Annotated in this window: 13 protein-coding genes and 1 riboswitch; of the genes, 12 read left to right on the top strand and 1 reads right to left on the bottom strand. The window is 30.7% G+C overall.

Annotated elements, in window-relative coordinates; genetic code table 11:
• Window positions 1–141 precede the first annotated feature (141 nt).
• The 9 genes from ACX6CF_RS15695 (at window position 142) to ACX6CF_RS15655 (ending at window position 9,036) form a co-directional block, all read left to right on the top strand.
• Complete coding sequence (locus tag ACX6CF_RS15695; protein WP_458786290.1) at window positions 142–1,404, top strand: PTS sugar transporter subunit IIC; 1,263 nt, start codon at window positions 142–144, stop codon at window positions 1,402–1,404.
• Between the two features lie 47 nt (window positions 1,405–1,451).
• Window positions 1,452–3,365: a BglG family transcription antiterminator gene (locus ACX6CF_RS15690; RefSeq protein ID WP_458786289.1), complete on the top strand. Its 1,914-nt coding sequence runs from the start codon at window positions 1,452–1,454 to the stop codon at window positions 3,363–3,365.
• A gap of 49 nt (window positions 3,366–3,414) precedes the next feature.
• Window positions 3,415–3,708, top strand: coding sequence for a PTS sugar transporter subunit IIB (locus ACX6CF_RS15685; RefSeq protein WP_458786288.1), 294 nt, complete (start codon window positions 3,415–3,417; stop codon window positions 3,706–3,708).
• Window positions 3,709–3,726: 18 nt separating this feature from the next.
• Window positions 3,727–4,044 (top strand): PTS lactose/cellobiose transporter subunit IIA, encoded by a 318-nt coding sequence (locus ACX6CF_RS15680; protein ID WP_458786287.1) that lies wholly within the window; start codon window positions 3,727–3,729, stop codon window positions 4,042–4,044.
• 53 nt (window positions 4,045–4,097) lie between these two features.
• The gene (locus tag ACX6CF_RS15675) at window positions 4,098–4,706 is read left to right on the top strand and encodes a hypothetical protein (RefSeq protein WP_458786286.1); all 609 of its coding nucleotides are present in this window, start codon (window positions 4,098–4,100) and stop codon (window positions 4,704–4,706) included.
• A 101-nt stretch (window positions 4,707–4,807) separates the two neighbouring features.
• A complete protein-coding gene (locus ACX6CF_RS15670) occupies window positions 4,808–5,071 on the top strand; it encodes an HPr family phosphocarrier protein (RefSeq protein WP_458786285.1) in 264 nt (87 codons plus the stop codon).
• 35 nt (window positions 5,072–5,106) lie between these two features.
• Complete coding sequence (locus ACX6CF_RS15665) at window positions 5,107–5,799, top strand: 2-phosphosulfolactate phosphatase (protein WP_458786284.1); 693 nt, start codon at window positions 5,107–5,109, stop codon at window positions 5,797–5,799.
• Between the two features lie 283 nt (window positions 5,800–6,082).
• Window positions 6,083–6,553, top strand: coding sequence for a helix-turn-helix domain-containing protein (locus ACX6CF_RS15660; protein WP_458786283.1), 471 nt, complete (start codon window positions 6,083–6,085; stop codon window positions 6,551–6,553).
• A gap of 26 nt (window positions 6,554–6,579) precedes the next feature.
• Window positions 6,580–9,036 (top strand): heavy metal translocating P-type ATPase, encoded by a 2,457-nt coding sequence (locus ACX6CF_RS15655; protein WP_458786282.1) that lies wholly within the window; start codon window positions 6,580–6,582, stop codon window positions 9,034–9,036.
• Window positions 9,037–9,159: 123 nt separating this feature from the next.
• On the opposite strand, the gene ACX6CF_RS15650 is transcribed toward ACX6CF_RS15655, so the two are convergent.
• Entirely contained in the window at window positions 9,160–10,350 is a 1,191-nt protein-coding gene (locus ACX6CF_RS15650; RefSeq protein WP_113671612.1) for a cation:proton antiporter, read from the bottom strand.
• 76 nt (window positions 10,351–10,426) lie between these two features.
• A riboswitch (Fluoride riboswitch) is annotated at window positions 10,427–10,499 on the bottom strand.
• 148 nt (window positions 10,500–10,647) lie between these two features.
• Between ACX6CF_RS15650 and ACX6CF_RS15645 the strand changes: the two genes are divergently transcribed.
• The 3 genes from ACX6CF_RS15645 to ACX6CF_RS15635 all read left to right on the top strand — a co-directional run bounded on the left by ACX6CF_RS15645 (window position 10,648) and on the right by ACX6CF_RS15635 (window position 14,666).
• A complete protein-coding gene (locus ACX6CF_RS15645; protein ID WP_458786281.1) occupies window positions 10,648–11,085 on the top strand; it encodes a MarR family winged helix-turn-helix transcriptional regulator in 438 nt (145 codons plus the stop codon).
• Window positions 11,086–11,196: 111 nt separating this feature from the next.
• Entirely contained in the window at window positions 11,197–12,939 is a 1,743-nt protein-coding gene (locus ACX6CF_RS15640) for an ABC transporter ATP-binding protein (RefSeq protein ID WP_458786280.1), read from the top strand.
• Window positions 12,936–14,666, top strand: a complete 1,731-nt coding sequence (locus ACX6CF_RS15635; RefSeq protein WP_458786279.1) for an ABC transporter ATP-binding protein — start codon at window positions 12,936–12,938, stop codon at window positions 14,664–14,666. The genes ACX6CF_RS15640 and ACX6CF_RS15635 overlap by 4 nt, the downstream gene beginning before the upstream one ends.
• Window positions 14,667–14,700 lie beyond the last annotated feature (34 nt).

The following is a 14,700-nucleotide window of genomic DNA, read 5'->3' as shown; positions in this document are numbered from 1 at the left end:
ATTGACTGGAAATATGTTATTTGAAGTGAAGTTTAATCTTATATATAATAAAAGAGTATTAAAGTAAACAGCTGTTATATTTTGCTTAACAAATGAAACGCTTATAAGTTGTTTCCAAAAGACTAAAAGGGAGAAGATAAAGTGAAAACTTCAAAAGTTCAAAGCATACTACAAAAATATCTAATGCCAATAGCTAACAAAGTTGAACAACAAAAACACTTACAAGCAATTAAAGAAGGTATGATAGGTATAATACCAATTATTATACTTGGTTCATTTTGTTTGCTACCAATAGCGGTAAAGAACCTCCTAGGTTCAGGAGCTATAGCAGACTTTATTGGTAGGCATATGAAAGGTTTAACATATGCAAATCAATTTACAACAGGTCTTATTGCCATTTATGCAGTGTTTTTTATAGCAAATGCATTAGCAAAAAGATATGATTTCAAATCAAATTTTGTGGGTATTACTGCAATGGTAGTATTCTTGATTTTAAGTGGTATACCAATTAAGGATGGCCTAGGTACAGCTTATTTAGGGGCAGAAGGGTTATTTACAAGTATTGTAGCAGCAATTCTTACAGTAGAAGTAACGCGCTTTATGGTTAACAAAAAGTTGGTAATAAAACTTCCGGATAGCGTACCTGAAATGGTGGGTGAAAGCTTTAGTATTCTATTCCCATTTATAGTAAATGTAATAATTGCAACTTCTGTATCCATGTTAGTACAATATACTACAGGTTCAGTATTTCCTCAATGGTTTATGAAAATACTAGCACCGGCAGTTGGTTCAATGGATACACTACCAGCTATTCTGATTGTTGTATTTTTAACACAACTCTTATGGTTTTTTGGTTTGCATGGACCAGGAATTACATCAGCGGTTTGGGTGCCATTTGCAGTTTCTTATGGTGCAGCAAATGTAGCTTCATATGCTGCAGGACAACCAGTATCACATTTCTTTACATTTGGATTCTATTATGCATTGATTCAAGTAACGGGGTCAGGATTGACACTTGGACTAGTAATATTAATGATGCGATCAAAATCTAAAAATTTTAGTGCAATAGGGAAAGCATCAATTATTCCATCAATATTTGGAATTAATGAACCAGTAATATTTGGTGCGCCTATTATATTGAACCCATTTTTATTTATACCCTTTGTATTTGGACCTTTGATAATCGCAACAATTTGTTACTTAACAATGTCATTAGGTATCGTGGGAATGCCAATTGCTGAACCACCAAGTTTTTTACCACCAGGGGTAGGAGCGTTTTTAATGACTCTAGATTGGAAAGCAGTAGTTCTTGTTTTCGCTTGTCTTGCATTAATGACATTAATATATTATCCATTCTTTAAAGCAATGGAAGCTGAAGAACTTAAAAAAGAAATAGAAGCATAGAAATTATAAACGAGATATCTAAATAACTATACTATAGGAGTGACGTTATGTGGACAGAAAGACAACTTAAAATCTTAGAAATATTGATTAAAAATACAGCGGGTATTATCGGGTCAAAAATAGCACTAAGATTAAGAGTGTCTGATAGAACTGTCCGTAATGATATCAGTGTAATTAATAGATGCCTAAAAAAATATAATTGTTGTATTAGTTCGTCTAATAAAATTGGATATTATATTAATAGTAAAGATATCCCTCTTATTGCATCTTTATTACTTGAATATAATAACGAACAACGTTTAGATGATATTAATATTAGATATAAGTTCTTAATTGGAAAAATATTGTTTTCAGAGCAACAGCATATAAATAATATTGCAGATGAATTATTTGTTTCACCTCAAACAGTTTATAAAGATTTAATCAAATTACAATCTATCATTGGAGATAAAGTAGAAGCTGAGTTATTTACAATACAAAATGAAATAGTGTATACAACAGAAAATGAAGAAGTAATTAGAAAAGTTTTTGTTGCACTCCTAGAAGAAGAAATTACTCGGAAAACAACTGTGTATTCTTTGGAAATATCTAACTTGTTAGATGGGTTTTACAATCAAGATGATTTTAATATATTAAGCAATTTTATTAAAAATATATTTAAAGAACATAGTATTGTACTCTCAGATGATTCATTTCTGATGCTTGTTTGGGTATTGTATTTTTCTATTATTCGTAATCAGATTAACAGAAAGTTAAGTGGTTTTTATGTTAATAAAAAATCTTCAAAAATTATTATTGAGATTTTGAAAGAAGTAGTAGATAAATTTGATGAACTCTATATTAATGATATCGGTTTTCTAGATAGTTTTATGTGGACACTTAAATTGTTTAATCCTTCAACTGAAGATATTAATCAGCAGCACCAAAATATAATGCAAGAATTTTATGATGAAGTATTAAAAAAATATGGATTTGATATTACTAGTTGCAAAGAGGTTTATTCAAATTTAACGACTCATATGGATTATATGCTTAGACGATTAGAAGAAGGATATGAATATGATAATACTGCAAGAGATTTAATTAAGAAAAAATATGCTTATGCTTATGAAATTGCAATGTTAATTGTACCTATTGTGTATAGATATAAAAAGAAATATCTTATAGATTCAGAAGTTTCATATATTGCTCTATATATCGAGTTCTATTTTGAAAATATATTTCAAAGTATCAAAGTGGTTTTAGTAAGCAGTAATTTATCAGGTATGGTTAATTTTACAAAACAGTGGATTATAAAAAATTTTCCTAACCAAATTCAAATTATTGATGTAATTCCTGTTTATCAATTAGAAGCTTTTTTGAAAGCTCAAGAGGTAGATTTAATAATATCCATGACTGATATTATTAAAGTAGATAATAAAACTGTGTATGTAATTGATGGGTTGCCGAAAGATGTAGATAGAGTGAATATTTATGAACATCTTAATCGTTGTTGCCATAGCAATAAAACAGAGCAATTAATTGAAAAAAAGTTTGATGAAAAATATGTATCAATATATGAAGAAGAAGTAACATTTGAAAAAGTAATCTATGATTTATCAAGGAAACTATATGATGATAAATATATAGATAATCATGAGAAATTTTATAAAGATGTTATTGAAAGAGAAATTAATTATCCAACATTTTTATCAGAACATTTTATGGTACCCCATCCTCTATATACTTTCTCGAAAAAAAGTATAGTTAGTGTGGCAATAATTAGAAAACCAATAAAATATAAAGATAAACAAGTGAAACTTATCTTTTTACTTGCTTCACAGGCGAAAGTTGATAAAGAAATACAAGAACTATTTCAATTGTTTAAACAAATGGGACCAAATAAAAAGTGCTTTGAAATGCTAGTAGCTAGTAAAGATGCGAAACATTTCTTAACACAGTTAGCTAATATATTCGTATGATATTTATTATGACAAATATATTATTATAAATTAATAGGAGAGAAAGACAATGAAAATATTAGTTGTATGTAACGGTGGAATGTCAAGTTCTATTTTAATGAAAAAAATGAAAGATGCAGCTCAAAAAAGAAATCTGGATGTTATTATTGAAGCTAGACCAAATTCAGGATTAAAAGATGAAATCGGAAATTGGGATGTATGTCTTATAGGACCACAAATTGTTTATGCATTAGAGAATATAAAACAAACATTAGGTGTACCAACTGAAAGTGTAGATACAAGAGTTTATGCACTTGCTGATGGAGAGAAAGCTCTTGATCAAGCATTAGCATTAGCAAAATAGTGAAGAATGGTGAGATGAATGGTAGATATTGAGAAATTAGCACAAATAGCTATGGAGATTATATCGTATGCAGGAACAGCTAAATCAAATTATATCCTAGCATATGAAGCAAAAAAAGCAGGTAATCAAGAAGAGCATAATGATAAACTTATGCTAGCGGATCAAAACTTTAAGAGAGCACACGAAGTACATTTAGGTTTATTGAGTGAAGAAATGAAAACTCAAACACCACAGATTTGTTTGCTTTTAGCACATGCAGAAGATCAATTGATGAGTGTTGAAACAATTAAATTTTTAACTAAGGAACTATCACAATTTGTTAGTGCAGATAAATAGATATCAATATTATTTATGAAAATGTACATTATGTAATTTAAGGAGGAAATACAATGTCACAAAATTATAATATATGGTCGGAAATAACAACAAAGAATGGATTTGCAGCAGATGAAATAATTTCTTCATTACAAAAATCAATTCGTAGAGCAATGGTGGAAGAAGCATGTGAATATGCATATGAATTATACATAACATCACCATTACTGTTAGATAAATTATGGAGAAGGTTGTTAGCTATTTCAGTGGAGGATATAGGGTTTGGAAATCTTGATGCAGCAGGGTATATCCAGAATTTAAGTGAAATGAGAAAAAATTTCCCTTATGATGATGGAGATCAACCAATATTTTTTATCCATGCAATTCGTATATTATGCAGTTGCAAAAAAGATCGTTCAAGTGATCTTCTTAAAAATATAATTATCAAGGGATCTGCTCTAGGTAAATTACCTACTATTATGGATGTCGCACTTGACAAACATACAAAAAGAGGTGTAGCTATGGGTAGAGGATCTAAGCACTTTTTTGAGGAAGGTACTATAGTTACTCCAGAATTAAAAGTTGACAATGATTATAAAGAAAGATATAGAGAAATCATTGAGACTTATGATCCTAAAAATAATGTGGAGAATGCTTTTAAATTTAATAATACACAGTTCTAATATTTAGTTGATAGGTTATTAGTATAAAGGGGCTTATTAGCCCCTATTTCTAACTGGAATACTCTATTATTTTTTTATAAATCACAATCGGAGGAAATGAAATGGAAAAAGCAGTAGTAGTGTTAAAAAATGAAGTCGGATTACATGCAAGACCAGCAAGTATGTTTGTTAAAGTGGCATCTAAATATAAATCAGATATTAGTATTGTTAAAGATGGCCAAGCTTTTATTGCAAAGAGCATTTTACAGATTTTAAGTATTGGAGCAATTAAAGATGATGAATTAACAATAGAAGTTAACGGACCAGATGAAAAAGAAGCCGTTGTTGCCTTAAAAGAATTATTTGACAATAATTTTGGAGAGTAACATGTCCTTTTCTTATCTTAGAGGAGTTGAAAATAATGGATATAAAAATACTCAATTTATTAGAAGGAGCAAAACATGCAGAAGGGCTTACAGTCATTATTGATGTATTTAGAGCTTTTAGTGTGGAATGTTACCTATATCAGCAGGGAGTAAAAAATATTTATACGGTTGGTACAATTAGAAAAGCTCAACAACTTAAATTAGAGCATCCAGAGTATATTTTAGTAGGTGAAAGAGATGGACTCTTATTAGATGGTTTTGAATATGGAAATTCACCATACTATATTAATAAGGGTGGGAACCTTAAGGATAGCACTGTAGTTCATACTACTAGTGCAGGAACTAAGGGGATTGTGAGTGCTACAAATGCTACAGAAATTATTACAGGCAGTTTTGTTAATGCTAAAGCTATAGCAACATATATTCAGCAGAAGCAACCGGAAAAAGTATCTCTTGTAGCAATGGGAAACGGTGGTGTTTATGAAGCAAAAGAAGATGTTTTATGTGCTAACTACATAAAAAGCTTATTACTTAATGAAGAACCTGATTTAGCTAATCTTGAAGCTGAACTTATAAACAATGGTGGCGAGAGATTTCAGAATACAGATACACAAGATAGTCAACCAAAAGAAGATTTCCACCTTTGTTTAGACTATGATATATTTGATTTTATTATAAGAGCTGATAAAATAGACGATAGTATTTATAAAATGGTACAGCTAAGATAAATTACATCAATCAATATAGTATGCAAGAGTTTTAATTCTTTAAATAGAATAAGGCTCTTTTTTAATGCTTTTTATTTGCCCAAGTTGTAAATATAATAATAGGTATGTAAATTAAACAGGGATAATTGTTACGAAAAGAAATATAATATTAACAATTAAATCTAATATCTATGTATATAATTTATGCGAAGTGAACAAAAGTAGACAAAGTTGTACAAAAGTACTTGAAAATCATTATCATTATGATATAATATAATTATTAAAAACTAGAAAGGTGATGCTCATGGAAGAAAAATATTATACTATTGATGAGGTTGCTGTTAAATTAGAAGTTCATACCAAGACAATAAGAAGATATATATATAGTGGTAAAATACAGGCTTTGAAGGTTGGAGGACAGTGGAGAATATATGAAAGTGCATTGGATAAGTATTATGAAGATTCTAAATGCACGTGTGGAAATGGGGATGTTAGTCAAGATGATTTTTGTGTATTTATGGATGGACAAAACAGGACAACAGAAGACAGGCTTCAAGTATGCAGTATAATAGATTATTACGTAAATGAACAAGAAGAAGCTAAACCTATTGCCCATGAAATAACAGATGTAATAATGTCTATGGAAGGACAAAACCAGTATAAATTCAATTATATATATGATTCAGCAGAAAAACGAGCTAGATTTGTTTTATGGGGTAATGCTACTTTTCTAGAGGAAGTATCTAAACGTATTAAAAAATATGAAAAATTATAAAGAAATATGATTGGAGGTTGGGAAACGTGAAAACAAAAAAAGTGTATAAAATCGACGGTATGAATTGTGCAGCTTGTTCAGCAGGAGTAGAACGTGTAACTAAAAAATTAGAAGGGGTTTCCTCAGTAAGTGTTAATATCAATACAAAAAAAATGCAAATAGAATATGACGAAGATGTAGTTGATAAGGAGAAAATTTTTGAAACAGTTGTAAAAGCTGGGTTTGTACCTTCAGAGGATTCGGAAGAAAAAAAGGTTGTAATACCAATAGAAGGAATGCATTGTGCAGCTTGTGCCAAAACAATTGAAACAGGTGTTAATAAATTAAATGGTATTTTAGAAGTATCTATAAATGTTTTAGCCAATAAAGCGTATATAAAATATGATGTTAAGAAAGTAAGACTATCAGAAATTAAGAAAGCAATTGTAAAAGCGGGATTCACTCCTAAGGAAATAGAACGTAATAATGATGCTGAAGAAGATAATTCTAGTAGTATAGAACAAAAGAAAATGTGGTTTAGATTAAAGATCGCAATAGGATTTGTTATTCCGCTTCTATATATTTCTATGGGACATATGATAGGACTGCCAATACCAAAATTCATTAATCCTATGTATGAACCACTTAACTTTGCACTTGCACAATTTATATTACTTATACCTATTGTTGTAGTTGGTAGATATTTTTATAGTAGGGGATTTAAAGCTCTATTCACAGGACATCCCAATATGGACTCACTTATTGCAGTAGGAACATCTGCGGCGATAATATATGGTATAGTTGCAACATACCAAATAAGTATTGGACAAGTTCATTATGTAAAAGATTTATATATTGAATCAGCAGGAACTATCATAGCATTAATAATGCTTGGCAAATCCCTAGAGCATCGTTCTAAGGGCAAAGCATCTGAAGCCATCAAGAAATTAATAGGACTTAGACCAAAAGAAGCTATAGTTTTACATGGAACAGAAGAGATACGTATTCCTATAGATGAAGTAGAAGTAGGGGATATTGTTTTGGTTAAACCTGGTGAAAAAATACCTGTTGATGGACGTGTAATAGAGGGAAACAGCTCGGTCGATGAATCAATGATAAGTGGTGAGAGCATTCCTGTGGAAAAAAGTGTAGGTAGTAGTGTAATAGGAGCAAGTATAAATAAAAATGGGTTATTGAAGATTGAAACTGCAAAGGTAGGTAGTGACACAGCACTTGCAAAGATTATTGATCTAGTTGAACAAGCACAGGGGTCCAAGGCACCCATAGCTAAATTGGCAGACGTTATAGCAGGTTATTTTGTACCTATTGTAATATCAATAGCAGTATTAGCAGGAATCGCATGGTATATAGGAACTGGTGATTTGGAACTTACTCTTAAGGTGTTTATATCTGTTCTAGTCATAGCTTGCCCTTGTGCACTAGGCTTAGCTACACCAACAGCCATAATGGTTGGAACTGGAAAAGGTGCAGATGAAGGAGTTCTGATTAAAAGTGGAGTAGCCCTTGAGACAGCACATAAAATAGATGTTGTAGTTTTTGATAAGACTGGTACTATTACAGAAGGTAAACCAGTAGTGACTGATCTTATTACTACAGATTATGATGAAAAAGAGATATTAAGATTAATTGCTTCAGCAGAAAAAGGTTCAGAACATCCTCTAGGTGAAGCTATAGTTCATAAAGCTGAATCAGATAATATAGAATTAGTTAGTACCATTACAGATTTTAAGACCATTTCTGGTCAAGGTATAAAAGCGGTGATAGAAGGTAAAGAACTTCTATTAGGTAATGAAAAGATGATGAAAGAGTTTAAGATTGAAGGATGTGATATTAGTAAAGGTGGGGATTTAGCTTCTGAAGGAAAAACGCCAATGTTCATTTCTATTGATGGAAAATATGCAGGTATAGTAGCTGTAGCGGATACAGTTAAGTCAGATAGCAAAAAAGCAATTGATCATTTACAAGCTATGGACATCAAAGTAGCAATGATAACAGGTGACCATAAGAAAACAGCTGAAGCTATTGCTAAAGAAGTGGGTATTAATCTAGTCATAGCTGAAGTTTTACCAGAAGATAAGTCGAGAGAAGTCAAAGCTTTACAAGATAAGGGCTATAGAGTAGCAATGGTTGGTGATGGAATTAATGATGCTCCAGCATTAGCACAAGCAGATATCGGTATAGCTATAGGATCAGGAACTGATGTAGCTATGGAATCAGCAGATATAGTATTGATGAAAGACAGTATTGTAGATGTTATAAAGGCGATAGAGCTAAGCAAAGGGACTATTAGAAATATCAAACAAAACTTATTCTGGGCATTTGGATATAATACATTGGGTATACCAATAGCAGCAGGACTACTTCATGTATTCGGCGGACCTTTACTTAATCCAATGATTGGAGCTGCAGCAATGTCGTTCAGTTCTGTATCAGTGGTTACCAATGCTCTTAGATTAAGAAATATCAAGTTGTATGATATATAATTGGTAGAGTAGCATTTTATGAGATAGAAAAGTTTATTTTAGATTAAAAGTGAGGCTTCACTTCAATACATTTCTTTTATATAAGATGTATTAGGTGAGCCTCATTTTAATTACGGATATGGTTTAATTATTGGTTACTGTATGATTCAAGAATTTCTTATGGGTATAATCAATACCTATAGCTCCAAGGGGAGCAGTTATTATAATGGCTAGAACAGCTACAGTGAGAATTGTATTGCCAGATTCCACACCTTTTTGTAAAGGTATAGCTCCGATAGCTGCTTGTACAGTTGCCTTTGGTAGATAGGCTATGGAACAAAATAGTCTTTCTTTTTTGTTTAATCTAGATTTCAATAGACATATATTTACACCAAAAATCCTGAATACTAATGCGAATAAAACAAGTAGTATAGAAATTAAACCTGCACCAGCAAGATATCTAATATCCACAGCTGCACCAACTAATACAAATAATAGTATCTCTGCGCCTACCCATATCTTAGAAAACTTAGTCATCAATCTCTTGGCGAGTACATTATAGGATTCAGATATAGTTCCGCCAAAAGCCATAACAGCTAGTAAACCAGATATTGATACTACAGGTTTCACAAAACTCTCAAGAGTTACAAATAAAAATGAAATACTTAGTATTATAAGCACTTTGACAGTGTCTCTCATATGAAGCCTTTTCACTATCCATATAAAAACAATACCTGTCATTATACCAAGAATTAATCCTAGTATTATTGATAATGGTACAGATAATAAGCTTGAAGTATCAAATCCGTTACCACTATACATCCCTAAAAAAGCAGTGAATAAAACAATAACATAGATATCATCAACAGATGAACTTGCCATTATTAATTGAGGTATGCTTTTATCATTCCCATATCCACGTTCCATTAGATTAATCATTCTTGGAACAACAACCGCTGGTGAAACAGCTGCTAATACAGTTCCCATGATAGCTGCTTCAATATAGCTTATGTCAAAGAATATTGGAGCAAGTACAATTACTGCTACTAATTCAAAAGTTGCAGGGATAAAACACATTAGAATGGCTTGTTTACCAACTTTCTTCAAAGCTCTTATATTAAGAGATAAGCCAGCTCTAATTAAAATAACTATTAAGGCAATTTCTCTAAGATCACTAGAGATATCAAGTATTTCTGGTGAAATAAGGTTAAGTACAAATGGACCAAGTATCACTCCAGTTAAGATCATACCTAATAAACCAGGTATGTTTAACTTGTTTAGAATTCCACTCAAAGCAAATCCCAAAATTAAAATTAATGATAAACTAAATAACATCTAAAAATCCTCCTTTGGCAGAACATAAGACAAAGCTTTCTTGTTCTATCATTAAAAAAGCTGATGGTTCTGCGATATTATCACAGAAGTCATCAGCGTATAAGCGGTTTTAGCTTTTGCTAAGGGAGAACTTCATTCCCTGCACAAAACATATTATCATATTATGTCATAATAAGCAATAGTTATTTATATAGTTCCAAAATGCTATTAATTAAAGCTCTTATTAATTTATAATAATATTAAATAATAGTTGACAAAAACGTATAGCTAATATACGATAATAGCATGAAGATAAATATGGAAATAGCAATCGAAAAATTTATGACTATGACTGAAAAAATATCTATTTGTGGTAAAAAACCTCGTAATTATGGAACAGATGTAGACATATATAGGAGTGAAATCCATATAATGAAATTAATAGGAGATTATGCTAATCTACATGTTTCAGAAATAGCGAGAAAATTTGGTGTTACTAAAGGAGCAGTTTCACAGACACTAAAAAAATTAGAAAGAAAGGGGTTAGTTGAAAAATACCTTGATGAAACAAATAATACAAGGTTATTGGTTAAATTAACAGAAAAAGGGAAAAAAGCATATCTAAGTCATGAAGAGCACCACGAAGTATCTGATAAAGATATTTTTGAGTATCTAAATAACTTAAGCGAACGAGAACTGGATATAGTAATAACTTTTATGGAGAAAACAAGCGAAATGGCGGAAAGACATATATAAATTTTTTTTATTCAAACGTATACATACTATACGTATAAACTAATAATTTATTACTCAAAAGATTTATAAATTATTATTTATAATAAATATCAAAATTATAAGGAGGCAAGTATGAAAGAAGATAGCAGCGTTTCAGCAAAAGATTACAAAAGGAGAAGTTTACCATCAAGAATATTAATAGCCATAAGTGTTATTGCAGGTATAATACCTATTATTATTGTTATGAGGATGGTGAATTTACTTTCTAATAATGAAATTACAACAAAGATCATTATGATACTTGGTGCAGTTATATGTTGTTGCCAGATTATTAAGGCAGCCTTTTATGCATTATCAATATGGAAAGCACATGATTACGCATATTCCACATTATCAGAAATTAGGATAAACATGATTGAACACTTGAAAAAATTATCATTCAGCTTTTTTCAGAAAAGAAAGATAGGGGATTTAACTAATATTATAAATCATGATGTTGACCAGACAGAATTATACATGGCACATGGTTTGCCGGAGATAACTATAGCTATATTGATACCTTTTGTAATAGCTATTAGTCTACTTATTATGGATGTACGTCTTGGATTGGCGTTGATCTCAACTGTACCACTTGTGTTTTTGTACCAAAAAATACTTAACAAATTGATTGCGGGAAAATTCATGTATTATGCTAAAAGCACAAAAAAGATGTCAGAAGATTTAATAGAATATATAGCTACAATTCCTGTAATTAAAGCATTCAGTAAAGAAGAAAAAAGAACAGAAAAAGTATTGGATGGAATGGATAATTATATTTCATGGGTGAAAAAGATGACTGTAAGCATTTCTTTTCCTATGACTTTTTCAACAATGCTTATGGAAGGAGGACTAGTAGTATTAGCGATCGTTGGATCATTATTGTTGAAGGATAATAAAATTGATGTTAATACTTTTGTTTTGGCAATAATTCTAGGAGGTATATTCAGTAATGCATTTGCAAAACTTCCCATATTCCATCATATGAGTATTATATTCAAGAATGCACTAAGAGAAATTAACTCTGTCATGGGAGTCAAACCAATTAATGATAATGCTATTAATGATAGTTTGAAAGCTGGGAAGATAGAATTTCATAATGTTAATTTTGGTTATGAGGAAAACAAGAATACCTTGGAAGATATTAACTTAGTATTCAAAAAATATTCAATGAATGCAATAGTCGGGTCATCGGGTTCAGGTAAAACGACTATAGCAAATCTTTTGATGGGATTTTGGAAACCTAGTAGCGGAAGAATAACTATTAGAGGCAAAGATATTAGTGAAATGAGTGAGCATGATTTGACTAAGTTAGTATCAATAGTTCAACAAGAAGCTTTTTTATTTAATATGAGTATAGAAGAAAATCTTAGAATAGGTAAAAAAGATGCGACTACAAAAGAAATAATAGAATCGGCTAAGAAAGCCCAGATTCATGATATGATAATGAGTCTTCCTAAAGGTTATAAGACTATAGTAGGTGAAGGAGGAGCTAAGTTATCTGGGGGAGAAAAGCAAAGACTATCTATTGCGAGAATGATATTGAAAAACTCTCCAATCATTATATTAGATGAAGCTACTTCTGCTATTGACTCAGCTAATGAATATTTAATAAAAAAAGCAATAGATAATCTAGGAAAGAATAAAACTATTATTACGATTGCACATCACCTTAATACTGTTATCAATGCAGACCAAATCATTATTATGGAAGAAGGTAAGGTTGTAGGAAAAGGCACTCATAAAGAATTACTCCAAAATAGTGAATTATATGAAAAAATGATTGAAGAACAAGCCTGTGTAGATAATTGGGAAATTAAGGAGGTAGTAAATTCATGATATCAACTATTTTTAGATATATGACTAGAAAAGGTAAAGGTATGCTTATATTATCCATATTATCCTTTACAGTGAAATCTTTATTAGGTGCTTCAATGATGCTAGTCATTCTTGATATGCTAAATAAAATTATAGATGGTCAGACAAACAATCTATATATGTATTGGATAGCTCTTATAGGTATTATAGTATTGAAAGGATTATTTAATACGATTGGTGATTTAGCAAAACATTTTAGTGGATTTGAGATTGCAGCCAAAATCAGAAACAAAGTAACTTTAAGATTAAAAAAGTTTTCTCTAGGATTTTATACAAAAGAAAGATTAGGAGAAATTAGTACCGTTATTCATAAAGATGTTGATAATATTGAGAGTATTACAGCTCATATGTGGTCAAGGATGTTTAGTGATTTCATTACAGCTATAATTATTGGAGGGTTACTTTTTGCTATTAATTGGAAGATGGGATTTGCTATGATTTCATTTTTGCCTATAGGACTAATATTATTGGTGTCAGGGATTAAATCCAATAGTAAATTAGAAGAAAAGACTCAGGATAATCTTGCTGATATGGTTAGTTTATTTGTAGAATACACTAAAGGAATTCCTCTATTAAAAGCATTTAATGAAAGTGAAACATTTGAAAATAAACTTAAAAATAGTACTATGGATTTTGGGGAAAGTAGTAAAAAATTATCTAAATCCATAGCAAAATATATAGGAAAATACTTTATATTTTTAGAACTATCATTTGCAGTGTTAGCGATTGTAGGAGCATTCATGGTGTTCTATGGACAATTAGATGTATATAACTATATAATTTTTATAATTTTCAGTAAAGAATTCTATAAACCATTTGTTAATATAGAAACTCATTGGCTTAATTATATTAGGGTTAAAGATAGCTATAGCAGAATAATGACCATATTAAATGCTCCAATTGTTGAGACAGTGAAACAACCTAAGAAGATGGATGGATTTAACATTGAATTCAATAAGGTGAACTTTAACTATGAAGAAGATGAATTTCAATTAAGCAATGTTAATCTTGATATTGACGAAGGTAGTATGGTAGCTTTAGTTGGACCTTCTGGTTCAGGTAAAACAACTATCACTAATTTGATATTAAGATTCTGGGATCCTCAAGAAGGAGAAATAAGAATTGGAGGAATAAATACAAGAGAAATCGATTATGATGATCTATTATCTAATATAAGTATTGTAATGCAGAATGTCATATTATTCTCAGATTCAATATATGAAAACATCAGAGTAGGTAAGAGTGATGCAACAAGAGAAGAAATAATAGAAGCTGCTAAAAAAGCAGAGATACATGATTTTATTGAAACTCTGCCAGAGGGATATGAAACAAGATTAGGGGAAAATGGTGTAGGTCTATCAGGTGGTCAGAAACAAAGACTTTCCATAGCTAGAGCTTTCTTGAAAGATGCCCCTATAGTAATTCTTGACGAGATGACAAGTAATGTAGATCCAATAAATGAACGAAAAATTCAAAAAGCCATAAGTAATTTATCTGTTGACAGGACAGTCATTGTAGTTGCTCATCATCTTAAAACGATTAGAAGTGCAGACAAAATAGTGATATTTAATAAAGGTAAAATTGTTGAAACAGGTAACCATAGTAGTCTACTAAATAACAATGGCCTTTATAAAGAGTTATGGGATGCACAAAAGAATGCAGAAGAGCGAAATTTATGTACGGCATGATATGATTTTTTTTACCAGCAACGTACAGTGTCTA

The organism is Vallitalea sediminicola (genome assembly GCF_054408565.1).
This window is presented reverse-complemented; position numbering and strand designations above follow the sequence as displayed.